Genomic DNA, 25,521 nt, shown 5'->3' on the forward strand with positions numbered 1-25,521 from the left:
CTCGCCTCCTGAATTGACGGCCCTGCTCAACACCGAATGCCGCCAGCCCGCATTTAGTATCAACTCCGCAGTCTACTACTAAATAGGTGCTGGTTAACCGGCCTTCATCCAAAATGACTGGACCCCGATGGTCCGGTCAGAAATTTCGTTCGAACCACGACTTCATGCGCCCGAAGAACTGCTTCACACTGCGGGTGTCGCGCGCCTGAAGCCCCCGCCGGCGCTGGGCGGCACCTTCCATGACCAGCCCCATTGCCGTCGAGTAGCGTGGCTGGCAGACCACATCCGCCAGGCCGCCGTCGTACTGCGGCGAACCGACCCTTGCCGGCATGTGGAAAACCTCTTCGGCGAGCTCGACCATGCCACGCATGACCGCCGAGCCACCAGTCAGCACGATGCCCGACGACAGCAACTCCTCGTAGCCGCTGCGGCGCAACTCCGCCTGCACGAGCTCGAACAGTTCGGACACGCGCGGCTCGATGACGTCGGCCAGCGCCTGGCGCGACAGTTTGCGCGGCGGGCGGTCGCCGACCCCGGGCACCTCGATCATTTCCTCGGCGTCGGCGAGCTGGTGCATGGCGACGCCGTGGCGCATCTTGATTTCTTCCGCCTCTGAGGTCGGGGTGCGCAAGGCCATCGCGATGTCGTTGGTGATCTGGTCGCCGGCGACCGGAATGACCGCAGTGTGGCGGATGGCCCCCTGGGTGAACACCGCGATATCGGTCGTGCCGCCGCCGATATCGACCATGCACACGCCAAGCTCCTTCTCGTCTTCGGTGAGCACGGCATGGCTCGAGGCGAGCGGCTGCAGGCTGAGGTCCATGACCTCGAGGCCGCAGCGACGCACGCACTTGATGACGTTCTGCGCCGCCGACACCGCACCGGTGACGATATGCACCTTGACCTCCAGGCGCACGCCGCTCATGCCGATCGGCTCGCGCACCCCACCCTGGCCATCGATGATGAACTCCTGGGTGAGGATGTGCAGGATCTGTTGCTCGGCCGGAATCGGCATCGCACGCGCGACCTCGATCACCCGGTCGACATCCATGGGCGAGACTTCCTTCTCCTTGATCGCGACCGTGCCGCTGGAGTTGAAGCTCTTGATGTGACTGCCTGCGATGCCGGTATAGACTTCGTGGATCTTGCAGTCGGCCATCACCTCGACCTCCTGCACGACGCGCGAGATGGCGTCGACCGTGGCCTCGATGTTGACCACGACGCCGCGCTTGAGGCCGCTGGTCGGCTGGGTGCCGAGTCCGATCACGTTGAGACGGCCGTCGGGCTTGACCTCGGCCACCATGCAGGTGACCTTGGCGGTGCCGATGTCGAGGCCGACGATCAGTTCCTTGTATTCCTTGCTCATTGCCTGCCTTTCCTGCCGCTGGGCGCCGCGGGCTGCAACAGCACCGAGGCGTCCGCCGGCGTCAGCGCGAACCCACCCGGATAGCGCAGATCCGCGACCTTGATTTCGATATCGATATCCTGCTGCACGCCAGGCCACACTGCGATGAAGCGCTGCAGGCGGTCGACGAGCGGTGCCTTGTCCTGTTCGCGGCCGAGCACGATGGTGAGGCCGCTGTCCAGATGAAGCTGCCACGCCTCGCGCGCCGACAGCGCCAGCCCCACGAGGCGCACGCCGAGCGGCTGCAGCATCGCCGAAAACTCGGCGTGGCGCGCGAGCAGCCGGGTGGACGAACCCTGCGGGCCATCGAACTGCGGCATGTCTGCGTTGCTGGCAGCGACGAAGACCTCGCCCTGGCGGTTGACCAGGCGCGCATCGCCGCTCTCGGACACCGTCCAGTAGGCCACCGCTTCGTGCTCCTCGAGGCGCAGCTCGAGCGCATCGGGCCAGCGCCGGCGCACATCAGCCTTGCGCACCCAGGGCAGCTTCTCGAAGGTGGCACGCACCTCGTCCAGATTGACGGTGAAGAAGTTGCCCTGCACGGCGAGCCGCGCGGCGTATTCGAGCTGGGCTTCGGTCACCTGCGCCGGCGGCGTCACCACCACAAGCTCGCGCAAGGGGAACAATGGCCGCGACAGGAACCAGGCAACGAGCGCCCAGCCCAGCGCGACCGCAGCACCGAGCGTGATCAGGTCGGACACCAGGTTGAGCAGCGCAGGACGATGCCAAAGGCCACGCTCGACCGGCGCGCGCGCCCGCGCACCCGCAGCGGCCTGACGGCCAGAGCGGATCGACGCAGGGCGGGCGCGTACTTCAGCCAAGGCGAGCCCCTTCCAGAAGGGTGAGACACAGGGTGGTGAAGTCCATGCCAGCCACGCGTGCAGACATCGGCACCAGAGAGTGGCCGGTCATGCCCGGCGAGGTGTTCATCTCGAGCAGATAGGGGCGGCCGTCATCGGTGAGGATGAGATCGGCACGCCCCCAGCCGCGGCAGCCGAGAACGCGTGCGGACTTCATCACCATCGCCTGCAACTCGGACTCTTGCGCGGCGGGCAGGCCGCTCGGGCAGTCATAGCGGGTGTCGTCGGTGAAGTACTTGTGCTGATAGTCATAGTTGCCGTCGGGGGCGACGATGCGCACCAGCGGCAAGGCCTGGTCCTCGAGGAAGGGGGCGGTGAGCTCGGCGCCGGCGATGAACTCCTCGGCGATCACCATGCGGTCGAAGCGCGCGGCCAGCTCCCAGGCCGCGCGCAACTGTCCGGCTTCCACGACCTTGGTTGCCCCCATGCTCGAGCCTTCGTGCACCGGCTTGACGAAGATCGGCAGGCCCAGCTCTGCCACCACCGCCTCCCAGTCGGTGTCCGCCTCGAGAATGGCGTAACGTGGCGTGGGCAGGCCAGCAGACAGCCACACCATCTTGGTGCGCCACTTGTCCATCGACAGCGCGGAGGCCATCACGCCGCTGCCGGTGTAGGGGATGCCCATCAGCTCGAGGGCGCCCTGCACCGTGCCGTCTTCGCCGCCACGACCATGCAGGGCGATGAAGACGCGGTCGAAGCCCTCTTCCTTGAGGATGTGGAGGTCGCGCTCGGCAGGATCGAAGCCGTGGGCATCCACGCCGGCCTGCTGCAACGCGGCAAGCACCGCACGCCCCGACATCAGGGAGACTTCACGCTCGGCCGAAGAGCCGCCGAACAAAACCGCAACCTTGCCGAATGCCGTACTCACGAAACGTCCTCGATGCGGGCGAGCTTGCCCGGCACACCGCCGATGCTGCCCGCGCCCATGGTGATCACCACGTCGCCATCGCGCGCGGCGGAAAGAACCATCCTCGGCATGTCGCCGATGTCCTCCACGAACACCGGCTCAACCTTGCCGGCAACCCTGATCGCACGCGCTAGCGCACGCCCGTCGGCAGCCACGATCGGCGATTCGCCCGCGGCATAGACCTCGGCAAGCAACAGACCATCGACCGTCGACAACACCTTGACGAAGTCTTCGAAGCAGTCCCGGGTACGCGTAAAGCGGTGCGGCTGGAAAGCCAATACCAGGCGGCGGCCGGGGAAGGCGCCACGGGCCGCGGCAATGGTCGCCGCCATCTCCACCGGGTGGTGGCCATAGTCGTCGATCAGGGTGAAACTGCCGGCCTCGTCACCGTCGGCGTCGAGCAGCGCGACCTCGCCGTAGCGCTGGAAGCGGCGGCCAACGCCGTTGAACTCGGCAAGCGCCTTGACGATGGCAGCGTCGGGCACCTGCACTTCAGTCGCCACCGCGATCGCAGCCAGCGCATTGAGCACGTTGTGCATGCCGGGCAGGTTGAGCTCGATCGACAGCCGTGTCGTCGTGCCGTTGACCCGCACGCAGTCGAACAGCATGCGGCCACCATCGGCGCGCACGTTCTCGGCGCGGATGTTGGCGCTCTCCGACAGGCCGTAGCGCACGATCTGCTTGGACACGCGCGGGATGATCTCGCGCACGTTGGGATCGTCCTCGCAGAGGACGGCCACGCCGTAGAAGGGCAGGCGCTGGAGAAAGTCGACGAAGGCCTGCTTGACGCGGCCGAAATCGTGGCCGTAGGTCTCCATGTGGTCGGCATCGATGTTGGTGACGACCGAGATGACCGGGTTGAGCAGCAGGAAGGAGGCGTCCGACTCGTCGGCCTCGGCGACCAGGTAGTCGCCGCTGCCCAGGCGGGCATTGGCACCCGCGGCATTGAGGCGACCGCCGATGACGAAGGTCGGATCGATGCCACCCTCGGCGAGGATGCTGGCGACCAGCGAGGTGGTGGTGGTCTTGCCATGGGTGCCGGCGATGGCGATGCCATGCTTGAAGCGCATCAGCTCGGCAAGCATCTGCGCGCGCGGCACGACCGGAACGTGGCGCTCGCGCGCAGCGACCACCTCGGGGTTGTCGGCCTTGACGGCCGTCGACACCACCACCACGTCGGCGCCGGCGACGTTGGCAGCGTGGTGCCCCCTCACCACGCTGGCGCCCATCCTCTGCAGCCGGCGGGTCGCAGCGTTGTCACCCAGATCCGAGCCGCTGACGTTGAAGCCCTGGTTGACCAGCACCTCGGCGATGCCGCTCATGCCGGCACCGCCGATGCCGACGAAATGAATGTTCCTGACCTTGTGCTTCATGCGTTTGCTCCAGCGGTTTTCGAGCTGGCGAGCGCAGCGCAGACTGCGGCCACTTCATCCGCCGCCTGTGGCCGTGCAAGCGCACGCGCGCACTCGGCCATTGCCTGCAAGCGGGAGCGATCGAGGCTCGACAGGATGCCCGCCAGACGCTCGGGGGTGAGCTCGGCCTGCGGCAGCAGATAAGCGGCGCCGTGCTCGGCAAGGAAGCGCGCATTGCCGGTCTGGTGGTCATCCACCGCATGCGGGTAAGGCACGAGCAGGCTGGCCACGCCGACCGCTGCCAGCTCGGCAACGGTGAGCGCGCCGGCCCGACAGATGACGAGGTCGGCGTCGGCGTAGGCCGCCGCCATGTCGTCGATGAAGGGACGCAACTCGCCTTCGAGCTGCAGCGTGGCGTAGGTCTGGCGCAGCCCGTCGATCTGCTTCTCGCCGGCCTGGTGCAGCACCTGCGGACGCTGCTCGGGCGGAAGGCGCAGCAGGGCCTGTGGCAGAGCCTCGTTGAGCGCGGCAGCGCCCAGGCTGCCGCCGACCACGAGCAGGCGCAACGGCCCGCTGCGGCCGCCATAACGCTCGGCGGGCGGCGCTACTGCAGCAATGTCGGCACGCACAGGGTTGCCCAGCCAACGCGCCTTGGGCAGCACATCGGGGAAGCCGCTCAGCACCCGGTCGGCCACGCGCGCGAGCACGCGGTTGGCAAGGCCGGCCACCGAGTTCTGCTCGTGCAGCACCAGCGGGCGGCCAAGCAGGGCCGCCATCATGCCGCCAGGGAAGGTGATGTAGCCGCCCATGCCAAGCACCACGTCGGGGCGGCTGCGGCGCAGCGCGCGCAGCGCCTGCCAGAACCCGGACAGCAGGTTCAGTGGCAGCAACAGCTTGCGCACCAGGCCCTTGCCGCGCAGCGCACCGAAGCGCACCCACGCCGTATCGTAGTCGCGCTGCGGCACGATACGCGCCTCCATGCCGTCCGGGTTACCCATCCACACGATGCGCCAGCCCCGTGCGCGCAGCACTTCGGCCACCGCGATGCCAGGGAAGATGTGGCCGCCGGTGCCACCGGCCATGACCATCAGGGTCTTCATGGCGTCGCCCCCCGCTTGAGCTGACGCACCTCCCAGTCGATTCGCAGCAGGATGCCGAGCGCAATGCAGTTGGCGACGATGCCCGAGCCACCGAAGCTCATCAGCGGCAGGGTCAGCCCCTTGGTCGGCAGCAGCCCCATGTTGACGCCCATGTTGATGAAGGACTGCACACCGATCCACAGGCCAATGCCCTGCGCAACCAGGCCGGAAAAGTAGCGCTCAAGCCTGATCGCCTCGCGGCCAATCAGGAAGGCGCGCTGCACGATGATCGCGAACAACACCACCACGGTGAGCACGCCGACGAAGCCGAGCTCCTCGGCAATCACCGCGAGCAGGAAGTCGGTGTGCGCCTCGGGCAGGTAGAACAGCTTCTCCACGCTACCGCCAAGGCCCACGCCGAACCACTCGCCGCGGCCGAAGGCGATCAGCGAATGCGAGAGCTGGTAGCCCTTGCCGAAGGCGTCCTGCCAGGGGTCCATGAAGCCGAAGATGCGGTCGCGACGGTAGGGCGAGGTCCAGATCAGGATGACGAAGCCGATCAGCGCCAGCACCGCGAGCAGGCCGAACACGCGCACGTTGAGGCCGCCCAGGAAGAGCACGCCGAAAGCGATGGTGGTGATGACCACGAAGGCGCCGAAGTCGGGCTCGCGCAGTAGCAGGAAGCCAACGAACAGGATCACCACCAGCATGGGCAGGAAGCCCTTGATGAAGCTGCCCATGACGTCGAGCTTGCGCACGGTGTAGTCGGCCGCGTAGAGCGCGGCAAAGATCTTCATCAGTTCGGAAGGCTGCAGGTTCACCGGCCCGAGCGACAGCCAGCGCTGGGCCCCGTTGACCTCCCGGCCCACGCCCGGGATCAGCACCACGATCAGCAGCACCACGCCGGCGACGAAGAGCGCCGGCGCCAGTTGCTGCCAGCGCGCCATCGGCAGCTGGAAGGACACCAGCCCCAGGCCAATGCCGATGGCCAGGAAGACGGCATGGCGCATCAGGAAGTAATGCGACTGGTAGCCGGTGAAACGGCTGCCCTCGGCGAACGCGATCGAGGCCGAGTACACCATGACCAGACCGAGCAGCAGCAGCGCGACTGCAGACCAGATCAGCAGCAGGTCGAGCTCGCGCGCCGGCGCCCCGCCTTTGGCGAGCCGTTGCACGGCGCGCTGGGCCGGATCGGGCTTCTGCTCGGCTGGGTGCAACAGGCCACCGAAGACATTGGCCAGCTTCATCGCGGCGTCACCTCCGCAAGGCGGTGTACCGCGGCCACAAAAACCTCGGCACGGTGCGCATAGTTGCGGAACATGTCCAGACTGGCGCAGGCCGGCGACAACAGCACGGCGTCGCCAGGCTGCGCCAGCCTGTCCGCACGCTGCACTGCAGCGTCGAGATCGGCGGCATGCTCGAGCACCACGCCGCAACCCGCCACTGCCTGTTCGATGCGGCGCGCATCACGGCCGATCAGCAGCACGGCGCGCGCCTTGCGCGCCAGTGCGGGCGCCAGCGGGGCAAAATCCTGGCCCTTGCCGTCGCCACCGGCAATCAGCACGACCGGGCAATCCATGCCCTCGAGCGCGGCAACGGTCGCACCCACGTTGGTGCCCTTGGAATCATCGTAGTAGCGCACACCGTCGGCGCGCTCGGCAACCAGCTCTACGCGATGCGGCAAGCCGCGGAAGGCGATCAGGCCACCGATCAGACGTTGCGGCTCGATCCCCAGCCCGGCCTCGCACAAGGCGAGCGCGGCAAGCGCGTTGGCGGCATTGTGGCGGCCGGCCAGCGGCAGGTCGGCAAGTGCGATCAGACGCTGCGGCCCACGCATCAGCCAGGGCCGGCCATCGATATCGGCAATACCGTAGTCGCCATCGCCCTGCGGTGCCGAGGCACCAAAACGGATCGCCCTGCGCCCGGTCAGGGCCATCGCGCGCACGCGTGCATCATCGCGGTTGAGCACCTGCACGCCATCGCCCTGAAAGATTGCGGCCTTGGTCGCGGCATAGGCCTCGAGGTCGGCATAGCGGTCAAGATGGTCGTCGGTGACGTTGAGCACAGTCGCCGCCTGCGGATTGAGCGCGTGCATGGTCTCGATCTGGAAGCTCGAGAGCTCCAGCACCCAGCAGGCGGGCAGGCTTGCACCCACCTCCAGCCGCTCCATCAGGACGTCGAGCGCAGCTGGGCTGATGTTGCCCGCCGCCACGGCATCAATGCCCACCGACCTCGCGAGCGCGGCGGCCAGTGCGGTGGTCGTGGTCTTGCCATTGGTGCCGGTGATGGCGAGGATGCGGGTCTGCTCGCGCACGTCAAGCTCGTCAAGCGCCTGCGCCAGCAGATCCATCTCGCCGGTGATCGGCAGGCCGCGTCGGTACGCTTCGGCGGCGAGACCGACGCGCGGATCCAGCCCCGGACTGAGCGCGACCAGCTCGATGCCGTCGAGCACTGCAGGATCGGCCGCCGCGCGGTCACCGCTGCGGATATCGGCCAGCGGCGCATCCTCGCGCAGCGCGTCCAGCCCCGGCGGCGCCGAGCGGCTGTCGACCACGCGCAGGTGCGCGCCACGCAGGGCGCACCAGCGTGCCATCGCCAGGCCCGACTCACCCAGGCCGATCACCAGCACACGTTTTCCGGTCAGGGCGCTCATCTCAGCTTCAGGGTGGACAGGCCGAACAGCACCAGCATGATGGTGATGATCCAGAACCGCACGACGACCTGGGTTTCCTTCCAGCCGCCGAGCTCGAAGTGATGGTGCAACGGCGCCATGCGAAAGATGCGCTTGCCGCCGGTGGCCTTGAAGTAGAACACCTGCAGCATCACCGACAGGGTCTCGGCGACGAACAGGCCGCCCATGATGAAGAGCACGATCTCCTGACGCACGATGACGGCGATGGTGCCGAGCGCGGCACCGAGCGCCAGCGCACCGACGTCGCCCATGAAGACCTCGGCCGGGTAGGCGTTGAACCACAGGAAGCCAAGGCCGGCGCCGCAGATTGCACCGCAGAATACGGCCAGCTCGCCGGCACCGGCGATATAGGGCACACCCAGGTAATTGGAGAAGCCGACGTGGCCGGCGACGTAGGCGAAGATTGCGAGGGCACCGGCCACCATCACCGTAGGCATGATCGCCAGGCCATCGAGGCCGTCGGTAAGGTTCACCGCATGGCTGGTGCCGTTGATGACGAAATAGGTCAGCGCGATGAAACCGACGATACCCAGCGGATAGGCGACGGCCTTGAAGAACGGCACGATGAGCTCGGTCTCGGCCGGCGTCGTCGCGGTAAGCCCCAGATAGACCGCGGCGGCAAATGCAATCAGCGATGTCCACAGGTACTTCCACCGGCTGGCCAGGCCCTTGGGGTCGCGGTGGACGACCTTGCGCCAGTCATCCACCCAGCCCACCGCGCCGAATCCGAGCGTAACGAGCAGGGTCACCCACATGTAGTCGTTCTTGAGGTCGCCCCAGAGCAGGATGGTGATGCCGATCGAGATCAGGATCAGCGCGCCACCCATGGTCGGCGTTCCCGCCTTGGTGAGGTGCGAGCGTGGGCCGTCGTCGCGTACGGCCTGGCCGATCTTCTTCGCAGCGAGCCAGCGGATCACTCCCGGGCCGGCAACGAGCGAGATGGCGAGCGCGGTGAGCGCGGCCAGCACGGTACGCAGCGTGATATAGCCGAAGACGTTGAAGCCACGAATGTCCTGGCCGAGCCAGAGTGCAAGTTCCAACAGCATGTCAGGAGCCGGTTTCCTTTGAAGGGGCGGAATTGTGCATTGCGGCAAGCGCGTCCGCCACCCTTTCCATACGCATGAACCGCGAGCCTTTCACCAGCACCACCGAGTCCGCATCCAGCCGCGCCACGAGCGCTCTCACGAGCGCTTCGGGCGAGCCGAAGTGATGGCCGCCATCGCCGAAGTTGCGCACCGCCACGGCGCTCATGTCGCCGAGCGCGAACAGGCCATCGATACCCTTGCTCTTCGCGTAGCCACCGATCTCGTCATGAACCTGTGCGCTGCTGTCGCCCACCTCGCCCATGTCGCCGAGCACCAGCCAGGTGTGGCCGGGGGTCGCGGCGAGCACGTCGATCCCCGCCCGCACCGAATCGGGATTGGCGTTGTAGGAGTCGTCGAGGATCAGCGCCCCCTTCGGCCCCGGGCGACGCTGCAGGCGCCCCTTGGTGCCGGAGAACCCACCCAGCCCCTCGACCACCGCCTCGAGCGCCACACCCGCAGCGAGGCAGGCAGCCGCCGCGCATACGGCGTTGCGTGCGTTGTGCAGACCCGGCACCTGCAGGGCGAACTCGACCTGCCCCTGCGGGGTGTCGAGCTCGAGCCGCGAGCCGAGGCCGCGCAGGGTACACCGGCCGCGCACGTCGGCCGCCTGGTCGACACCGAATGTCACAATCGCACGATCGGCATTGAGACCGCGCCAATAATCGGCATGCGCGTCGTCGGCATTGATGATCGCGGTACCGGCGGCCCCCAGACCTTGGTAGATGCAACCCTTCTCGCGTGCCACCTCGTCGACCGAGCCCATGCCCTCCAGATGCGCACGCTGGGCGTTGTTGACAATGGCCACCGTGGGCAGCGCGAGGCCGCTCAGGTAGGCAATCTCGCCGGGCTTGTTCATGCCCATCTCGACCACGGCTGCACGGTGGTAGTCACGCAGCTCGAGCAGCGTCAGCGGCAAACCGATGTCGTTGTTCAGGTTACCGCGGTTGGCGAGCACCACCTCCTCGCCGAATCCCTCCCGCTGCGCCTGGGCGCGCAGGATTGCGGCACACATCTCCTTCACCGTGGTCTTGCCGTTGCTGCCGGTGACGCCGATGAGCGGCAGCGCAAAGCGCGCACGCCAGGCGGCTGCCAGCGTACCCAGCGCGTACCGCGTGTCGTCCACGACGATCAGCGGCAAGGTCTCCCCAGCCGAGCCCGCCGCCTCGTGCGCCGCCGCCCAGCGGGCATCGACCATCGCAGCAACCGCACCGGCAGCCCCCGCCAAAGCCACGAACTCGTGGCCATCGAAGTGCTCACCGCGCAACGCGACAAAAAGCTGGCCTGGAACGACGGCGCGACTATCGGTGCCGACACGTTCGAAACGGGCCGCGCCAACGACACGGGCACCATGTACGGAAAGCGCGCGCAGCGCATCATGCAGGGTCATCATCGAGCAACTCCGCGCGCATGCCACCCCTGCAGGGCCAGGCGCGCCTGTTCAAGATCGGAGAATGGAATACGCTCACCGAGCACCTCCTGGTAGGGCTCGTGGCCCTTGCCAGCGATGAGGACAACGTCGTCAACTCCGGCCTCGGCAATCGCCCGCGCGATCGCCTGCGCGCGATCCACGATGCGCTCGGCGCCCGGTCCGGCCCCCTCGGCAACAGCATCCATGATGCGTACCGGATCCTCGGAGCGCGGATTGTCACTGGTAACGACGACCCGGTCGGCAAGAGCGCGGGCCACCTCGCCCATCATCGGCCGCTTGCCCGGATCGCGGTCACCGCCGCAACCGAACACGCACACCAGACGCCCCTTGCGGGTGTGCACCGTGGTGCGCAAGGCCTCGAGCACCTTGGCGAGGGCATCGGGAGAGTGAGCGTAGTCGATGACCACAAGCGGCTCGCACACACCGCCCACCAGTTGCATGCGCCCGGAAGGCGGCGTCAACCGTGACAGGACGGGGGGCAGCGCCTCGAAATCGATCCCCCGGGCGAGCAAGGCCGCAGCCACGGCAACCAGGTTCGAGACGTTGAACGGGGCGACCATGCGCACATTGACGTCGGCGCTGCGCCCTTCCCAGGCGAGGTTGAAGCGCAACCCCGCCGGCGCCGCCTGCAGACGATCGGCAAGCAGGACGCGCACGCCTGGCACCGCCTCCGTGTTCGCCGGATAGAGCGTGCACGCAATCACATCCCTGCCCTCGGCGACCAGGCGGCGCGCGAGCGCAAGGCCGAAGCTGTCGTCGATGTTGACGATGGCGGTGCGAAGCTCCGGCCTCGAGAACAGGCGGGATTTGGCTTCGCCGTAGGCCTCCATGCTGCCGTGGTAGTCGAGATGGTCGCGGCTGAGATTGGTGAAGATTGCGACATCGAAGCGGGCGCCATTGACACGCCCCTGGTCGAGACCGATCGACGACACTTCCATGGCCGTCTCGGCCGCACCAGCGGCGGCGAAGCGGGCGAACCAGCGCTGCAGCTCGAGCGCATCGGGCGTGGTGTTGAGCCCTTCCTCGAGCTCACCGGGAAAGCCGCAGCCCAGGGTGCCGACGATGCCGCAACGGCTGCCGAGCTCTTCGAAGGCGCGGGCAAGCATCTGGGTTACCGTCGTCTTGCCATTGGTGCCGGTCACTCCGCACAACCACAAACGCTCCGACGGCCGACCGTGGATTTCGTGCGCAAGGTGGCCCGCCATCTCGCGCAAGCCCTCGACAGCCAGCCCAGGCACGGTCAGGTCGCCCGGCCGGAAGCCGTCCGCCGACTCCCAGAGCAGTGCCGAAGCCCCATGCGCAACAGCATCGCCGAGATAACGACGACCGTCGGTGCGCACGCCGGGCCAGGCGGCGAACACGCACCCCGGTCCGGCCTTGCGCGAATCGGCGCTGATGTCCCGAGCCTCGACGCCAAGCGCGCGCAGGCGTTCGAGCACAGCGAGAGCCTTGTCTGCGCTCACATGTTCTCCCGCGGATCTGCACCACGCGTTGCCGCCTCCTCGGCACCACGCCGGGCAAGCTGCAGCGGTGTCAATGGAATGTCGGGCGCCACGCCGAGGGTGCGCAGCGCCCCCTCGGTGACGCGCGAGAACAGCGGTGCGGCTACTGCACCGCCAAAATACTGGCCGGCCGTCGGTTCATCGACCATCACGGCAACCACGACGCGCGGATTGGAAGCGGGCGCAAAACCGACGAAGGACGAGATGTACTTCTTCGCGTAGCGTCCGTTCTCGAGCTTGTGGGCAGTCCCGGTCTTGCCGGCCACGGTGTAGCCCGCAACCTGGGCACGCGGTGCGGTGCCACCCGGGCCCGCAGCATGCTCGAGCATGGTTCGCATCTCACGCGCCGTACTTGCGGAGAACACGCGACGCCCCGAGCTGGGCTGACCATCGACGCGCGTGAGCGACAGGGGTACGAGTTCGCCGTCGCGTGCGAAGACAAGATAGGCACGCGCCATCTGGATCAAGCTTACCGAGATGCCATGACCATAGGACATGGTGGCCTGCTCGATCGGGCGCCAGCTCTTGGCAGGCCGCAGGCGGCCGGAAGCCTCCCCTGGAAAGCCGAGGTTGAGCGCCGTACCGAAGCCGAGCTGATCAAACAGATGCCACATCTCGTCGGCGCTGAACTGCTGCGCCAGCTTGACCGTGCCGATGTTCGAGGACTTCTGGATGACTTCGGAGACGGTCATGACACCACGGCGCTTGACATCGGAGATGGTCGCAGTGCCAATGGTCATGCGCCCATTGCCGGTATCGATGAGGGTATCGGCCTTCGCCTTACCGCGCTCGATCGCCAGCGCAGCGATGAAAGGCTTCATCACCGAACCAGGCTCGAAGGTGTCGGTAAACACACGATTGCGCAGTTGCGCGCCACTCAGATTGGCGCGGTTGTTGGGGTTGAAGGTCGGCGCATTGGCAAGCGCCAGCACCTCGCCGGTACGCGCATCCAGAACGACGACAGCGCCGGCGAGCGCCTTGTGCTCGTGCATCGTGTCGCGCAGTGCAGCCCAGGCGTGATACTGGATCTTGCCGTCGATGGACAAGGCGACGTCCGCACCGTCGCGCGGCGGGCGGATGGCCTCGACATCCTCGACGATCTGGCCGCGGCGGTCCTTGATCACGCGCCTCGCCCCGGACATGCCGGCAAGCTGCTTCTCGAAGGCGAGCTCAATGCCCTCCTGGCCCTTGTCCTCGACATTGGTGAAGCCGAGGATGTGGGACATCACCTCGCCGCCCGGGTAGTAACGGCGATACTCCTGCTGCTGATGGATCCCCGGCAGGCGCAACTCGGCAACCTGCTTGGCTACCTCGGGCGGCAACTGGCGCTTGAGATAGACAAAGTCGCGACTGGCCGCGAGACGGCGATTGAGCTCGTTGGCATCCATCTCGAGCAGGCGGGCAAGCTCACGCGCCTGCGCCGGCTCCAGCTGAGCATCGGACGGCAGCGCCCAGACCGATCGCACCGGCGTACTGATCGCGAGGATGTCGCCATGGCGGTCGGTGATACGACCGCGAGTGGCCGGCACCTCGAGCGTACGCGCATAGCGCGACTCGCCCTTGGCCTGCAGGAAGTCGTTGTTGATGCCCTGCAGATAGAGCGCGCGCCCCGCCAGCGCCAGCGAGCAGCCCATCAACGCCAGCATGACCACGCGTGGCCGCCATGCAGGCAGGTCGCGCTTGAGCAAGGGATTGTGATTGAAGGTCACGGGGCGAGGATTCTTCATGATTTCGGCTCCACCACCAGCATCTGACCCGGCGCCGGATGGCGCATGCCAAGCCGTTCGCGAGCCATGCGCTCGATCCGGCCATGTGTTGCCCAAGTACTCTGCTCGAGTTGCAACTGCCCCCACTCCACCGCAAGCGCCTGAGCCCGCGCCTGCTCACGCTCGTACTGGGTGTGAAGCTTGCGTGCCTGGTGCTGGGCAGCCACCACGCCAAGCGCACTCGCAACCACCAGGGCAACCAGAACGGCGTCGGCGCGGATCATGCGACCTCCCGCGCGCGTTCGGCCACGCGCATCACCGCACTGCGCGCACGCGGATTGACCGCAAGCTCGGCCTCGCCTGGCCGCACGGCCTTGCCCACCAACAGCAAGCGCGGCGGCGGCAGGTCGGCCGCACGCAGCGGCAAGCGGCGCGGCAGCACGGGCGGACGCGATTCGTCACGCATGAAGCGCTTGACGATGCGGTCCTCGAGCGAATGAAAGCTGATCACCACCAGCCTGCCGGCCGGCGCCAGCCGCGCCACGCAGGCCGGCAGCACGCGACTCAGCTCCTCGAGCTCCTGATTGATGAAAATCCGAAGAGCCTGGAAGGTGCGTGTCGCAGGGTGCTGCCCCGGCTCGCGCGTACGGACCGCTTTTTCCACGAGCGCGGCAAGTTGTCCAGTGGTTGCGACAGCCCCCCCTGCCCGAGCAGTTGCAATCGCCTTTGCAATCGCATGAGCAAACCGTTCTTCTCCATATTCCCTGATGACCTCCGTGATCTCGCCGACGGAGGCATCCGTCAGCCATTCCGCCACGGTCTGGCCGTGGCTGGTATCCATGCGCATGTCGAGCGGCGCATCGAAACGAAAACTCATGCCGCGCGATGCGTCGTCGAGCTGGGGCGAGGACACCCCGATGTCGAGCAGTACGCCATCAACCGTCTCGACGCCCAGCTCTGCAAGCTGCTCATCGAGCGCACTGAAGGCGGAGTGCACGAGCGTCAGGCGCGGATCCTTAAGGGCACGACCTGCCTCGATCGCCGCGGGGTCGCGATCGAAGGCGATCAGACGCCCGCGCTCGCCCAGGCGCGCGAGTATCGCCCGGCTGTGTCCGCCACGACCGAAGGTGCCGTCGACATAGACGCCATCTGCACGGATCGCGAGCGCGTCGACTGCCTCGTCGAGCAGGACGCTTACATGGGCGGCGGCGTTCACAGTGCGAGGCTCTCGAAGCCGGCAGGCAGATCTGCGGTCGCCATCTCGAACATGGCCTGCTGCTGACGCTCCCAGCCTTCGTCGGACCAGAGCTCGAAATGCGAACCCTGGCCAACCAGCCAGACCTGCTTGTCGAGCTTGGCGAACTTGCGCAGCGAAGCGGCAACCAGCACGCGACCTGCGCTGTCGAGCGCTTCCTCCTGGGCGAAACCGACCAGGAGCCGCTTGAGCATCGCAGCCTTTGGATCGAGGCTGGGCTGGGCGAGCACCTGATCGCGAATCGGCACCCAGGCGGGCACGGGATAGACGAGCAGGCAGCCATGGGGGTGCGCAGTCAGCACGACCTGCCCGTCCTGGACGGCCAGGGCGTCACGATGCCGCGAGGGAATCGCGAGGCGACCCTTGGCATCGAGATTGAGCGCTGCGGCTCCCTGGAACATCGTCCCCCCTGACGGCACCGGAAAAGCATCGGAATGACACTTTTCCCCACTTTTTTCCACTTGATCCCACTTTAGTGGAAAGGCCATACCCGGTCAAGGACGGTTCGCGCGAATACCGTTGTTACACAATGACTTATCGAATGCACACCAATCGTCGATAAATCCTGAAAAATCAAGGCCGCAATGCATTTCAGCTCAGGTTGAACACGAGCTGGACGAGAAACGCGGGCGATGTGGGAAAAAGTGGGGATGCAGGCACACCACGACCCGGCATCGGGGCCGCGGGGAGGAAATCTGGGAACCAAGAACTGCGGATTGCCGCACAGACTGCAAGGCGGCGCCCCAAAGTGGGAAACGCGCGCGCAGCATGAGGGGAACCTGCAAGATCGCCTTGGCGCGTCCGCCGAGCGGTGACGCACCAACAGCAAAATGGGGGGGGGAAGTTCGCCGATAAGCCGGGTTCTGTCGAACGGCAGCGGCCTAAGCCACCGCCATCGGGCAGTCATTCCTCTGGGAGCCGCGTTACCGCGACCCTCTAGCAGCCTACCCGGGAGCGACGCGAGCCACGCCAATGCTCCCCTATTTGGCCTTGCCCCGGATGGGGTTTGCCGTGCCAGTCCTGTTACCAGTCCTGCGGTGGGCTCTTACCCGCCGGCGCTTTCGCACCCGCCCGCGTCGTGCTTGCGCACGCCACGACACCGTTTCACCCTTACCTGATCACGCTTGCGCGAGCCATCGGCGGTCTGCTCTCTGTTGCACTTTCCGTCGCCTCACGGCGCCCGGCCGTTAGCCGGCATCCTGCTCTGCGGGGCCCGGACTTTCCTCCACGCACGACGAGGTGCGCAGCGACTGCCTGGCGAACTTCCTGCGCCGGATTATACGCGCTCGGCTCAATTCGCGCCGGACGCGCGCACGAACGCCGGCTTGCCATCCTTCAGGACAAAGGTGCCAAGGAGCTCACCGGGCGGCTGACCGCCCGGGTTGTCCCAGTCCTGCACCACGCACTGCTCGGTACTGGCGAGATACCAGCGCCCACCCTGCTGCAGCGCCCAAAGTGCGTCGCCTGCTTCATAGACCTGCATTTCGACCAGGGTGGTACTGCTGGGATGGATGCGCACCCGCTTTTGGCACGCGGGCAGGCGCGAAACCACCACCGCCTGCCTGAGTTCGTCATGCCAGGGAAACTTCTGCTCGCGCACCAGGACGAGGGCATGCTGACTGCCGTCAATCATGAACGCGGTCGCAGTGTTCTCACAACCGGCAAGCGCCAGTGGCAAAGCTGCCACTGCCAGCACGCGCTTCAAGCCACACGATACCGCAGCCATGCTCAGGCGCCCTCCGTAACGAGCTTCCAGCCAACCTGCTCACCTGCACGCAGGGGGACGAGCGGATCGCTGCCAAGATAGGGGTAATTCACCGGAACCGTCCATGTTTCACGCACCAGGGTGATGGTGTCGGGGTTGGGTGGCAAGCCATAGAAGGCAGGGCCATTGAGGCTGGCGAAGGCCTCCAGCTTGTCGAGCGCGCCAGCGGCATCGAACACCTCGGCATACAACTCGATCCCCGCATGAGCCGTATAGCAACCGGCACAGCCGCAGGCATTCTCCTTGGCACTGAGCGCATGCGGCGCCGAATCGGTGCCAAGGAAGAAGCGCGGATTGCCCGAGGTCACCGCTGCCACCAGCGCCTCACGATGCGACTCACGCTTGAGCACCGGCAGACAGTAATGATGCGGACGGATGCCACCCGCGAAGATCGCATTGCGATTGAGCAGCAGGTGATGGGCCGTCACCGTGGCAGCCACGTTGACGCCGGCCGCACGCACGAACTGCGCGGCCTCGGCCGTGGTGATGTGCTCGAACACCACCTTGAGCGCGGGGAACCTGCGCACCAGCGGCGACAGCGTGCGCTCGATGAACACGCGCTCGCGATCGAAGACGTCCACCTCATGCCCGGTGGCCTCTCCGTGCACACACAGGATCATGCCGAGCGCTTCCATGCGCTCGAGCACCGGATAGACCTTGTCGATGGCAGTGACGCCAGCGTCGGAATTCGTGGTTGCCCCTGCCGGATAGAGCTTGCAGGCCACCACCCGACCGCTTGCCTGGGCCCGATCAATCTCGTCGGGCGACAGGTTGTCGGTCAGATACAAGCTCATCAGCGGCTCGAATCCGGTACCCGGCGCGGCGGCAACAATGCGCTCGCGATAGGCGAGCGCCTGTGCGGTGGTCGTCACCGGCGGCTTGAGGTTGGGCATGATCAGCGCACGGCCGAAGCGCGCAGCGGTATGCGGGACGACCGCGGAAAGCGCATCGCCGTCGCGAACGTGAAGGTGCCAGTCGTCCGGACGGACGAGGGTTATCGATTGCATGGAGTAGTCCTCATGACAGCCGCCGGATTATAGGCGCTTACGCCGGTCACTGGCGCGGCGCCAGCCGCGAGGATCTGAAGGCAGCCGCACCGGCGTCTACTGCGCATCACGCCCGCGCAGCTCCAGCGCACGCGCATACAAGGCCTTGCGCGGCGCACCGGTGATCTCCGCGGCCAGGCGTGCGGCAGTCTTGAGCGGGACCTCATCGAGCAGCAGTGCCAGCACACGCTCGATCTCGCCACCCAGGCCGTCGCGCGCCGGCGCACCGGCGACCACGAGCACGAACTCGCCGCGCAAGCGGTTGCTGTCGGCGGCAAGCCACGCAGCAGTATCGGCAAGCGACATGCGCACGATCTGTTCGTGCAGCTTGGTCATCTCGCGCGCAATGAGCACCTCGCGCTGCGCGCCGAACACCGCCGCCATGTCGGCCAGGCTCTCCGCAATGCGGTGCGGCGCCTCGTAGAAAACGAGGGCTTCGCCCGCGTCCACCAGCGCCTGCAGTGCCGCCTGTCGCGCACCCGGTCTGGCAGGCAGGAAACCGACGAAACGGAAGCCGGATTCGCCAAAGCCCGACACCGACAACGCCGCAACGGCGGCGCACGGCCCAGGCAGTGGGACGACCGGGTAGCCGGCGGCGCGCACCCGCGCCACCAGGCGCGCCCCGGGATCGGACACGGCCGGCGTGCCGGCGTCGGTGATGAGCGCAACCTGCTTGCCATCGGCGATGAGTTCGATGAGTTGTCCGGCCGCAGCCTGTTCATTGTGCTGATGCACCGCCAGCATGCGGCAGCGCAAGCCGAAGGCATCGAGCAAGCGCTGGCTGTGGCGCGTGTCCTCAGCAGCCACCACATCCACCGCGCCCAGCACGGCGAGCGCACGCAGCGTGATGTCATGCAGATTACCGAGCGGCGTAGCCACCACATACAATGACGGCGTACTTGAAAGCGGATGATCGGGGAGGCGGAAGGAAGCTGTCATGGAGAAGAACCGGAGCGCGCAGGCGCACAGTATCGACGGGCGCCGGACACCGGCGCAAGCGCGCGGCGCGGCCGCCGAGGCACTCGCATGCACCTACCTCGAGGCGCACGGGCTGCGCACCCTGGCGCGCAACGTGCGCTGCCGAGGCGGCGAGCTGGACCTCGTCTGCCTCGATCGCAACCATGTCGTGTTCGTCGAGGTGCGCCTGCGCACCAATGGACGCTTTGGCGGCGCCGCGGAAAGCATCACACCCACCAAGCAGCGCCGCGTGCTGATCGCCGCCCAGTGGTGGCTCAACGGCGCCGGACGGCGCTTCCAGAACGCCCCCTGCCGTTTCGACGCCGTGCTTCTCGACGACCTGTCCGCCGATCGCATCACTTGGTTACCCGGCGCCTTCAATGCGACATGAGGGGCCGTGCTAGACTCTTACGCCCTTCAGACGACACTGGCAGCATGAATCTGATCGATCGCATCTCCGCGCAGTTCGAGGACAACATGCGCACCACACTGGAGGCGCTCGAACTCCTCGCCGCACCGATCGCAGGCGCGGTAGAACTCATCACCGCCAGTCTGCTCGACAACGGCAAGGTTCTGGTGTGCGGGGGGAGCGGCTGCGCCGGAGATGCACGCCGCTTTGCAGCACAACTGGTTAACGGTTTCGAGCTCGAGCGACCGTCGCTTGCAGCCCTTGCGCTGAGTGCGGACACCTCGACGCTGGCGCCGCTCACAGGCGAACCCGACGCGGCATCGATGTTCGCACGCCAGATCCACGCCTTCGGCCACCCTGGGGACATACTGATCACCTTGTCGACGGGTGCCGACTCGGCACGCATCGAGCAGGCGATCCACGCCGCCCACGAGCGCGACATGCACGTGATCGCGCTCACCTCCGGAAAGCCGGGACGGATCGCCGAGTGCCTCGGCCCCGCCGACATCCACATTTCCCCGCCTGCCGATCGCAGGGCCCGCATTCAGGAACTTCACCTGCTCACCCTGCATTGCCTGTGCGACGGCATCGACTGTCTATTACTAGGAGTGGAAGACTGATGAAGACGCCCCCCCAAGCACTCGCCCCGTCCGCGGCCGCCGCAACCGCCGATGGCCGTCGTCGCACGCTTCTGCTCGGCCTTGCCGCTGCATCCACGCTCCCTTTGCTGCAGGGCTGCTTTCCGGTCGTCGCCACCGGGGTCGGAGCCGGCGCCGCCATGGTGTCGGATCGCCGTACGAGCGGCACCTACGTCGAGGACGAGAGCATCGAATGGAAGGTGTCGGGACGCATCCGCCAGCGCTTCGGCAACACGGTCAATGTGAACGTGACCTCGTACAACCGCAACGTGCTGCTCACCGGCCAGGCGCCGAACGCGACCGTGCTGGGCGAACTCGAAGGCATCGTGGCCGGAGTGGAGCATGTGCGCGGCGTGATCAACGAGGTCGTGGTGGGCCCGAACTCAACGCTCACCGCACGCGCCAACGACGCCCTCATCACCTCCAACGTCAAGGCCCGCTTTGTCGATGCAAAGCGCTTCTCGGCGCACCACGTCAAGGTGGTGACAGAGGCCAACGTGGTGTTCCTGCTCGGCATCGTCACCCGCACCGAGGCCGACGCCGCCGCCGAGGTGGCACGCACCAGCCAGGGCGTGCGCAAGGTGGTGCGCGTGTTCGAGTTCATCAGCGACGATGAGGCCCGCCGCCTGGACAACCCGACCGGCGCCCGGCGCTGACGCCTCAGCGCGCGCCGACGCTGCCGAGTGCGTCGAGCAGCTTCTGGTGCACACCGCCGAAGCCGCCGTTGCTCATCACCAGCACGTGGTCGCCGGCGCGCGCCATCGCCGCGACGTCGGCAACAAGCGCCTCGAGCACGTCATAGCTGCGCGCGCGCGCGCCGAGCGGCGCGAGTGCTTCGCCCGTATCCCAGCCCAGGCCATGGCCGTAGCAGAACACCGCATCGGCTGCTGCCAGGCTGCCCGCCAGCTGCGCCTTCATGACACCGAGCTTCATGGTGTTGGAACGCGGCTCGAGCACCGCGAGGATGCGCCCCTCGGGCTCGCGCCGACGCAGGCCATCGATGGTGAGGGCGATCGCGGTCGGGTGATGAGCGAAGTCGTCATACACGCTCACCCCCCGCGCGCTGCCGCGCAGTTCCAGCCGGCGCCGAATGCCGCGAAAAGCGGCCAGGCTGGCGATCGCTTGCGCCGGAGTGACGCCCACGTGACGCGCCGCCACGATCGCCGCAAGTGCATTCTCACGGTTGTGGCTGCCGGGCAGCGCCAACTCCACCCTGCCCAGCTCCGTCCCGGCCAGGCGGAACACTGCCTCGACATCCCGCCCGCCCGCCGCCGCCGACCACTGGTCGGCGTCATTGAACCACTCCAGTTCGGACCAGCTGCCACGCGCAAGAACCCGTCTCAGGCTGTCCTCGCGGGCATTGGCGATGATCCTCCCGCTGGCGGGAATCGTCCTCACCAGATGATGGAACTGGGTCTCGATCGCGGCCAGGTCGGCAAAGATGTCGGCATGGTCGAACTCGAGGTTGTTGAGGATGACGGTGCGCGGCCGGTAATGAACGAACTTGGAGCGCTTGTCGCAGAACGCGGTATCGTATTCATCGGCCTCGATGACGAAGAAAGGCGACTCGGTGAGGCGCGCCGAAACACCGAAATTCTGCGGCACGCCGCCGACCAGGAAGCCGGGATTGAGCCCCGCATCCTCCAGCATCCAGGTCAGCAGCGATGTCGTCGTCGTCTTGCCGTGGGTACCGGCGACCGCCAACACCCAACGCCCGGCAAGCACATGCTCGGCCAGCCACTGGGGGCCGGAAACATAGGGCAGGCCACGATCGAGAATCGCCTCCAGCAGCGGATTGCCACGCGACACTGCATTGCCGATCACGAACACGTCAGGCTCGAGCTCGAGCTGGGCGGGGTCATAGCCCTCGATCAGCCCGATACCCTGCTCTTCGAGCTGGGTGCTCATCGGCGGATAGACGTTGGCGTCGCAACCGCTGACGGTATGGCCTGCCGCGCGCGCCAGCAAGGCGACCCCGCCCATGAAGGTGCCGCAGATGCCGAGAATGTGGATATGCATGAGGCAATGTGCTCCGAGGGGCCGTCATCCGTATGAAACCGGCCCGTGTACAATGACCGCGCATCTTACCCGAGCCCCGTCATGCCCTCACATGCCCACGTATCCCGCAGCGGCGGCCTGAGACGCGAAATCGCCGCGCTCGCTGCCCGCATGATGGCCGAGGACGGCATCAGCGACTTCGGCTTCGCCAAACGCAAGGCGGCCAAGCAACTCGGCGCCACCGACGCCGATGCCCTGCCCAACAACACCGAGATAGAAACCGAGCTGCGCGCCTGGCTGGCGCTGTACCAGGACGAGGAGCAACCCGAGCGCCTGCACGAGATGCGCAGCGTCGCTGTCGAGGTCATGCGCTTGCTCGCAGACTTCCGCCCCTACCTTACCGGCGGCGCACTCGATGGCACTGCGGGCCGCTACTCCGAACTCGAGATCGAGATCTTCCCGGAGAGCACCAAGGATGTGGAGATCTTCTTCCTCAATCTCGACCTGCCCTATGACCACCGCGAACCACGCCGCCCGGCGCCACACGCCCCCGAGGCGGTGCTGAGCTTCGACTGGAACGACGTACCGGTGAAGGTCTCGGTCTATCCCTCGTCGGCAGAGCGCAACGTCCGACGCGGCCAGGAGCGCGCCCGCCTGGCGCAGGTCGAAGCGCTACTCGCCGCGGGCGAGCACACAACACAAGGAACGCCCCAGGAATGAAACGCAAGATCCAGGCCGCGCTGTTCGCGACAGTCGCCATCGCCGCCGCAGCCGGCGGCTTTCTTCTCAACCGCGAGCAATCCCAGATCGCACCTGCGGGCATGCACACGGTCAGCCAGGACACAGTGGATGCCCTGCTCGCCCTGCGCTTGCCGGACACCAACGGCGAGGAGCAGGCCATGGCGCAGTGGCAGGGCAAGGTCGTCGTTGCCAACTTCTGGGCGACCTGGTGCCCACCCTGCCGCAAGGAGATCCCCGATTTCGCCGCAGCCAGCCAGGCGCTGGCGGACGAGCCGGTGCAGTTCGTCGGCATCAGCATCGACTCGGCCGCAAAGGTGCGCGCGTTCAATGAGGAATTCCGCGTCCCCTACCCCTTGCTGATCGCCGGCAACCACGTGCTTGACCTTGCCGAAGGCTTCGGCAACGCCGCCCGCGGCCTGCCGTTCACCATCATCCTCGACACCGAAGGAAAAGTGCGCCACATCAAGCTCGGCGTCTTGCACCGCGAGGAACTCGAGCGCAAAATCCGCGCACTCCTGCCCTCCTGAGCCCGCCTCAGGCTGCGCAGATTCCAGCCAAAAGGTGGACAACGTGCAGCCATTTACGGCAAACTTGCCGGCATGAAGCATTCAAGCCGCCGGCAAGCACGTATCGCCACGCTTCCCTCCGGGTCGTGGCGAGAGGGCTCTTTTGCTGCCTGCAGCACGCCCTACAGGCCTCTTCGCCCCCCACGACGACGATCTTTCTGAGCCTCGCCAGGGCGGTCCGCATCAGCGGCGCGCTCGCGCCACACCTGCGTGCCCGGCGCCATTCGTCGTCCGAACCGAACCATCAATCATCCAACCGTGCAGCGCAATATCGTGCCGCGGTCCCGTACGGAGAACATCATGGATCTGCGCAAGCTGAAGAAACTCATCGACCTCGTCCAGGAATCGGGCATCTCCGAACTCGAGGTCACCGAAGGCGAAGAGAAGGTCCGTATCGCCAAGCATGCCGCCGCAGCCCAACCTGCCGCCTACTACGCGCAGATTCCGGCGCAAGCACCCGCAGCCCCTGTCGCCGCCGCCAGCAGCGCGGCACCGGCCGCAGCCGCTGACGCCCTGCCCGAGGGCCACATCGTGAAGTCGCCAATGGTCGGTACCTTCTACCGCGCCAGCGCACCGGGCGCGAAGCCGCTGGTCGAAGTCGGCCAGAGCGTGAATGAGGGCGACCGCCTGTGCATCATCGAAGCGATGAAGCTGATGAACGAGATCGAGGCCGATGCCAGCGGCGTCGTCAAGGCCATCCTGGTCGACAACGGCGAGCCGGTCGAATACGGTCAGCCCCTGTTCGTGATCGGCTGAGCCTGCCATGTTCGAGAAGATCCTGATCGCGAACCGCGGCGAGATCGCGCTGCGCATCCTGCGCGCCTGCCGCGAGCTCGGCATCAAGACCGTCGCGGTGCACTCCGAGGCCGACACCGAGGCCAAGTACGTGCGCCTGGCCGACGAATCGGTCTGCATCGGCCCGGCCTCGTCGACGCTGAGCTACCTCAACGTGCCGGCCATCATCTCGGCTGCCGAGGTCACCGACGCCGAGGCCATCCACCCCGGCTACGGATTCCTGTCCGAAAACGCCGACTTCGGCGAGCGTGTCGAGCAATCCGGCTTCGTCTTCATCGGCCCACGCCCGGAGACCATTCGCCTGATGGGCGACAAGGTGTCGGCCAAGGGCGCGATGAAAGCGGCCGGCGTACCCTGCGTGCCCGGCTCGGAAGGCGCCCTGCCCGATGACCCGAAGGAGATCGTCAAGATCGCACGCGCCATCGGCTACCCCGTCATCATCAAGGCCGCCGGCGGCGGCGGCGGGCGCGGCATGCGTGTCGTGCACACCGAAGCCGCGCTGCACAATGCGGTGACCACCACCCGTGCCGAAGCCCAGGCGGCCTTCGGCAACCCGGTGGTGTACATGGAAAAGTTCCTCGAAAACCCGCGCCACGTAGAGATCCAGGTGCTGGCCGACCAACACGGCAACGCGGTTTATCTGGGCGAGCGCGACTGCTCCATGCAGCGCCGCCACCAGAAGGTGATCGAGGAGGCCCCTGCGCCCGGCATCGACCGCAAGCTGATCGCCCAGGTCGGCGAGCGCTGCGCCGAGGCCTGCCGCAAGATCGGCTACCGCGGCGCAGGCACCTTCGAGTTCCTGTTCGAGAACGGCGAGTTCTACTTCATCGAGATGAATACCCGCGTGCAGGTCGAGCACCCGGTCACCGAGCTCATCACCGGCATCGACATCGTGCAGGCCCAGATCCGCATCGCTGCCGGCGAGAAGCTGTGGTTCCGCCAGCGTGACATCGAGTTCCGCGGCCACGCGGTCGAATGCCGGATCAACGCCGAGGACCCGTTCAAGTTCACCCCCTCGCCGGGACGCATCACCAACTGGCATACGCCGGGCGGCCCGGGCGTGCGCGTGGACTCGCACGTCTACAACGGCTACATGGTGCCGCCGCACTATGACTCGATGATCGGCAAACTGATCACTTACGGTGACACACGCGACCAGGCGATCCGCCGCATGCGCATCGCGCTCTCCGAGATGATGGTCGAGGGCATCAAGACCAACATCCCGCTGCACCAGACGCTGATGCTCGACCCGCGCTTCATCGAGGGCGGCACCAGCATCCACTATCTCGAGCACAAGCTCGCCGACCGCAGCGAAGTCAAGGAGTAAGGCGGCA

The 25,521-nt window shown here is 66.7% G+C and carries 25 protein-coding genes and 1 other RNA gene; 7 read left to right on the forward strand and 19 right to left on the reverse strand.

What is annotated here, in order from left to right; translation table 11 throughout:
• Positions 1 to 136: 136 nt before the first annotated feature.
• The 18 genes from ftsA to rsmI form a co-directional block, all read right to left on the reverse strand.
• Complete coding sequence (gene ftsA / locus P7F68_RS14410) at positions 137 to 1,366, reverse strand: cell division protein FtsA (protein ID WP_002926930.1); 1,230 nt, start codon at positions 1,364 to 1,366, stop codon at positions 137 to 139.
• A complete protein-coding gene (locus P7F68_RS14415; RefSeq protein ID WP_002926932.1) occupies positions 1,363 to 2,226 on the reverse strand; it encodes a cell division protein FtsQ/DivIB in 864 nt (287 codons plus the stop codon). The genes ftsA and P7F68_RS14415 overlap by 4 nt, the downstream gene beginning before the upstream one ends.
• A complete protein-coding gene (locus tag P7F68_RS14420) occupies positions 2,219 to 3,133 on the reverse strand; it encodes a D-alanine--D-alanine ligase (RefSeq protein ID WP_002926935.1) in 915 nt (304 codons plus the stop codon). The genes P7F68_RS14415 and P7F68_RS14420 overlap by 8 nt, the downstream gene beginning before the upstream one ends.
• Positions 3,130 to 4,545 (reverse strand): UDP-N-acetylmuramate--L-alanine ligase, encoded by a 1,416-nt coding sequence (murC, locus tag P7F68_RS14425; RefSeq protein WP_277834158.1) that lies wholly within the window; start codon positions 4,543 to 4,545, stop codon positions 3,130 to 3,132. Before murC ends, P7F68_RS14420 begins: the two co-directional genes overlap by 4 nt.
• Positions 4,542 to 5,624, reverse strand: a complete 1,083-nt coding sequence (murG, locus tag P7F68_RS14430) for an undecaprenyldiphospho-muramoylpentapeptide beta-N-acetylglucosaminyltransferase (protein ID WP_277834160.1) — start codon at positions 5,622 to 5,624, stop codon at positions 4,542 to 4,544. The genes murC and murG overlap by 4 nt, the downstream gene beginning before the upstream one ends.
• On the reverse strand, positions 5,621 to 6,850 hold the full coding sequence (gene ftsW, locus P7F68_RS14435; protein ID WP_002926945.1) for a putative lipid II flippase FtsW: 1,230 nt from the start codon (positions 6,848 to 6,850) through the stop codon (positions 5,621 to 5,623). Before ftsW ends, murG begins: the two co-directional genes overlap by 4 nt.
• On the reverse strand, positions 6,847 to 8,256 hold the full coding sequence (gene murD, locus P7F68_RS14440; RefSeq protein ID WP_277834163.1) for a UDP-N-acetylmuramoyl-L-alanine--D-glutamate ligase: 1,410 nt from the start codon (positions 8,254 to 8,256) through the stop codon (positions 6,847 to 6,849). Before murD ends, ftsW begins: the two co-directional genes overlap by 4 nt.
• Positions 8,253 to 9,341 (reverse strand): phospho-N-acetylmuramoyl-pentapeptide-transferase, encoded by a 1,089-nt coding sequence (mraY, locus tag P7F68_RS14445; RefSeq protein WP_002936310.1) that lies wholly within the window; start codon positions 9,339 to 9,341, stop codon positions 8,253 to 8,255. The genes murD and mraY overlap by 4 nt, the downstream gene beginning before the upstream one ends.
• A gap of 1 nt (position 9,342) precedes the next feature.
• Entirely contained in the window at positions 9,343 to 10,770 is a 1,428-nt protein-coding gene (locus tag P7F68_RS14450; protein WP_277834165.1) for a UDP-N-acetylmuramoyl-tripeptide--D-alanyl-D-alanine ligase, read from the reverse strand.
• Positions 10,767 to 12,272 (reverse strand): UDP-N-acetylmuramoyl-L-alanyl-D-glutamate--2,6-diaminopimelate ligase, encoded by a 1,506-nt coding sequence (locus tag P7F68_RS14455; RefSeq protein ID WP_002926952.1) that lies wholly within the window; start codon positions 12,270 to 12,272, stop codon positions 10,767 to 10,769. The genes P7F68_RS14450 and P7F68_RS14455 overlap by 4 nt, the downstream gene beginning before the upstream one ends.
• On the reverse strand, positions 12,269 to 14,038 hold the full coding sequence (locus P7F68_RS14460) for a peptidoglycan D,D-transpeptidase FtsI family protein (RefSeq protein ID WP_002936311.1): 1,770 nt from the start codon (positions 14,036 to 14,038) through the stop codon (positions 12,269 to 12,271). Before P7F68_RS14460 ends, P7F68_RS14455 begins: the two co-directional genes overlap by 4 nt.
• A complete protein-coding gene (ftsL, locus tag P7F68_RS14465) occupies positions 14,035 to 14,301 on the reverse strand; it encodes a cell division protein FtsL (RefSeq protein ID WP_002926955.1) in 267 nt (88 codons plus the stop codon). The genes P7F68_RS14460 and ftsL overlap by 4 nt, the downstream gene beginning before the upstream one ends.
• On the reverse strand, positions 14,298 to 15,233 hold the full coding sequence (gene rsmH / locus P7F68_RS14470; RefSeq protein ID WP_277834169.1) for a 16S rRNA (cytosine(1402)-N(4))-methyltransferase RsmH: 936 nt from the start codon (positions 15,231 to 15,233) through the stop codon (positions 14,298 to 14,300). The genes ftsL and rsmH overlap by 4 nt, the downstream gene beginning before the upstream one ends.
• A complete protein-coding gene (gene mraZ / locus P7F68_RS14475) occupies positions 15,230 to 15,673 on the reverse strand; it encodes a division/cell wall cluster transcriptional repressor MraZ (protein ID WP_002926958.1) in 444 nt (147 codons plus the stop codon). The genes rsmH and mraZ overlap by 4 nt, the downstream gene beginning before the upstream one ends.
• 435 nt (positions 15,674 to 16,108) lie before the next feature.
• Positions 16,109 to 16,538, reverse strand: an RNA gene (gene rnpB, locus P7F68_RS14480) — RNase P RNA component class A.
• A 25-nt stretch (positions 16,539 to 16,563) separates the two neighbouring features.
• Entirely contained in the window at positions 16,564 to 16,998 is a 435-nt protein-coding gene (locus tag P7F68_RS14485; protein WP_002936312.1) for a hypothetical protein, read from the reverse strand.
• A 2-nt stretch (positions 16,999 to 17,000) separates the two neighbouring features.
• Entirely contained in the window at positions 17,001 to 18,044 is a 1,044-nt protein-coding gene (gene pyrC / locus P7F68_RS14490; protein WP_277834173.1) for a dihydroorotase, read from the reverse strand.
• Positions 18,045 to 18,140: 96 nt separating this feature from the next.
• Entirely contained in the window at positions 18,141 to 19,022 is an 882-nt protein-coding gene (gene rsmI / locus P7F68_RS14495; protein ID WP_277834175.1) for a 16S rRNA (cytidine(1402)-2'-O)-methyltransferase, read from the reverse strand.
• Between rsmI and P7F68_RS14500 the strand changes: the two genes are divergently transcribed.
• Genes P7F68_RS14500 through P7F68_RS14510 form a run of 3 tightly spaced genes read left to right on the forward strand, consistent with a single transcriptional unit; the run spans position 19,021 to position 20,743 of the window.
• Positions 19,021 to 19,431 carry a YraN family protein gene (locus P7F68_RS14500; protein WP_002936314.1) on the forward strand — a complete coding sequence of 137 codons (411 nt, stop codon included), beginning with the start codon at positions 19,021 to 19,023 and terminating at the stop codon, positions 19,429 to 19,431. The two genes, rsmI and P7F68_RS14500, sit on opposite strands and share 2 nt — an antisense overlap.
• A 44-nt stretch (positions 19,432 to 19,475) precedes the next feature.
• Positions 19,476 to 20,069, forward strand: a complete 594-nt coding sequence (locus tag P7F68_RS14505; protein WP_002926969.1) for an SIS domain-containing protein — start codon at positions 19,476 to 19,478, stop codon at positions 20,067 to 20,069.
• Positions 20,069 to 20,743 (forward strand): BON domain-containing protein, encoded by a 675-nt coding sequence (locus tag P7F68_RS14510; RefSeq protein ID WP_277834179.1) that lies wholly within the window; start codon positions 20,069 to 20,071, stop codon positions 20,741 to 20,743. The genes P7F68_RS14505 and P7F68_RS14510 overlap by 1 nt, the downstream gene beginning before the upstream one ends.
• A gap of 4 nt (positions 20,744 to 20,747) precedes the next feature.
• Here the strand turns inward: P7F68_RS14510 and mpl are convergent, their stop codons facing one another.
• Complete coding sequence (gene mpl / locus P7F68_RS14515) at positions 20,748 to 22,106, reverse strand: UDP-N-acetylmuramate:L-alanyl-gamma-D-glutamyl-meso-diaminopimelate ligase (RefSeq protein ID WP_277834181.1); 1,359 nt, start codon at positions 22,104 to 22,106, stop codon at positions 20,748 to 20,750.
• Between the two features lie 81 nt (positions 22,107 to 22,187).
• On the opposite strand from mpl, the gene P7F68_RS14520 reads away from it, so the two are divergent.
• From P7F68_RS14520 to accC, 4 genes are all read left to right on the forward strand, one after another.
• The gene (locus tag P7F68_RS14520) at positions 22,188 to 22,805 is read left to right on the forward strand and encodes a hypothetical protein (RefSeq protein WP_002936316.1); all 618 of its coding nucleotides are present in this window, start codon (positions 22,188 to 22,190) and stop codon (positions 22,803 to 22,805) included.
• A complete protein-coding gene (locus tag P7F68_RS14525) occupies positions 22,802 to 23,353 on the forward strand; it encodes a TlpA family protein disulfide reductase (RefSeq protein WP_277834183.1) in 552 nt (183 codons plus the stop codon). Before P7F68_RS14520 ends, P7F68_RS14525 begins: the two co-directional genes overlap by 4 nt.
• A 339-nt stretch (positions 23,354 to 23,692) precedes the next feature.
• Positions 23,693 to 24,148 carry an acetyl-CoA carboxylase biotin carboxyl carrier protein gene (accB, locus tag P7F68_RS14530; protein WP_002926980.1) on the forward strand — a complete coding sequence of 152 codons (456 nt, stop codon included), beginning with the start codon at positions 23,693 to 23,695 and terminating at the stop codon, positions 24,146 to 24,148.
• Between the two features lie 7 nt (positions 24,149 to 24,155).
• Positions 24,156 to 25,514 carry an acetyl-CoA carboxylase biotin carboxylase subunit gene (accC, locus tag P7F68_RS14535; protein ID WP_277834185.1) on the forward strand — a complete coding sequence of 453 codons (1,359 nt, stop codon included), beginning with the start codon at positions 24,156 to 24,158 and terminating at the stop codon, positions 25,512 to 25,514.
• Positions 25,515 to 25,521: the final 7 nt, after the last annotated feature.

Origin of the sequence: Thauera mechernichensis (genome assembly GCF_029588855.1) — a bacterium.
Classification (GTDB): Bacteria; Pseudomonadota; Gammaproteobacteria; order Burkholderiales; family Rhodocyclaceae; genus Thauera; species Thauera mechernichensis.

Excerpts from the sequence above, each read along its gene's own strand:
- P7F68_RS14485 (WP_002936312.1), bottom strand. The coding sequence starts at position 16,998 with ATGGCTGCGGTATCGTGTGGCTTGAAGCGCGTGCTGGCAGTGGCAGCT.
- mraZ (WP_002926958.1), bottom strand. The coding sequence starts at position 15,673 with ATGTTCCAGGGAGCCGCAGCGCTCAATCTCGATGCCAAGGGTCGCCTC.
- P7F68_RS14525 (WP_277834183.1), top strand. The coding sequence starts at position 22,802 with ATGAAACGCAAGATCCAGGCCGCGCTGTTCGCGACAGTCGCCATCGCC.
- ftsA (WP_002926930.1), bottom strand. The coding sequence starts at position 1,366 with ATGAGCAAGGAATACAAGGAACTGATCGTCGGCCTCGACATCGGCACC.
- accC (WP_277834185.1), top strand. The coding sequence starts at position 24,156 with ATGTTCGAGAAGATCCTGATCGCGAACCGCGGCGAGATCGCGCTGCGC.
- rsmI (WP_277834175.1), bottom strand. The coding sequence starts at position 19,022 with ATGACAGCTTCCTTCCGCCTCCCCGATCATCCGCTTTCAAGTACGCCG.
- mraY (WP_002936310.1), bottom strand. The coding sequence starts at position 9,341 with ATGCTGTTGGAACTTGCACTCTGGCTCGGCCAGGACATTCGTGGCTTC.
- ftsW (WP_002926945.1), bottom strand. The coding sequence starts at position 6,850 with ATGAAGCTGGCCAATGTCTTCGGTGGCCTGTTGCACCCAGCCGAGCAG.
- P7F68_RS14510 (WP_277834179.1), top strand. The coding sequence starts at position 20,069 with ATGAAGACGCCCCCCCAAGCACTCGCCCCGTCCGCGGCCGCCGCAACC.
- P7F68_RS14450 (WP_277834165.1), bottom strand. The coding sequence starts at position 10,770 with ATGATGACCCTGCATGATGCGCTGCGCGCGCTTTCCGTACATGGTGCC.
- ftsL (WP_002926955.1), bottom strand. The coding sequence starts at position 14,301 with ATGATCCGCGCCGACGCCGTTCTGGTTGCCCTGGTGGTTGCGAGTGCG.
- mpl (WP_277834181.1), bottom strand. The coding sequence starts at position 22,106 with ATGCATATCCACATTCTCGGCATCTGCGGCACCTTCATGGGCGGGGTC.
- P7F68_RS14505 (WP_002926969.1), top strand. The coding sequence starts at position 19,476 with ATGAATCTGATCGATCGCATCTCCGCGCAGTTCGAGGACAACATGCGC.
- pyrC (WP_277834173.1), bottom strand. The coding sequence starts at position 18,044 with ATGCAATCGATAACCCTCGTCCGTCCGGACGACTGGCACCTTCACGTT.
- murG (WP_277834160.1), bottom strand. The coding sequence starts at position 5,624 with ATGAAGACCCTGATGGTCATGGCCGGTGGCACCGGCGGCCACATCTTC.
- murC (WP_277834158.1), bottom strand. The coding sequence starts at position 4,545 with ATGAAGCACAAGGTCAGGAACATTCATTTCGTCGGCATCGGCGGTGCC.
- P7F68_RS14460 (WP_002936311.1), bottom strand. The coding sequence starts at position 14,038 with ATGAAGAATCCTCGCCCCGTGACCTTCAATCACAATCCCTTGCTCAAG.
- murD (WP_277834163.1), bottom strand. The coding sequence starts at position 8,256 with ATGAGCGCCCTGACCGGAAAACGTGTGCTGGTGATCGGCCTGGGTGAG.
- P7F68_RS14520 (WP_002936316.1), top strand. The coding sequence starts at position 22,188 with ATGCCCTCACATGCCCACGTATCCCGCAGCGGCGGCCTGAGACGCGAA.
- accB (WP_002926980.1), top strand. The coding sequence starts at position 23,693 with ATGGATCTGCGCAAGCTGAAGAAACTCATCGACCTCGTCCAGGAATCG.
- P7F68_RS14500 (WP_002936314.1), top strand. The coding sequence starts at position 19,021 with ATGGAGAAGAACCGGAGCGCGCAGGCGCACAGTATCGACGGGCGCCGG.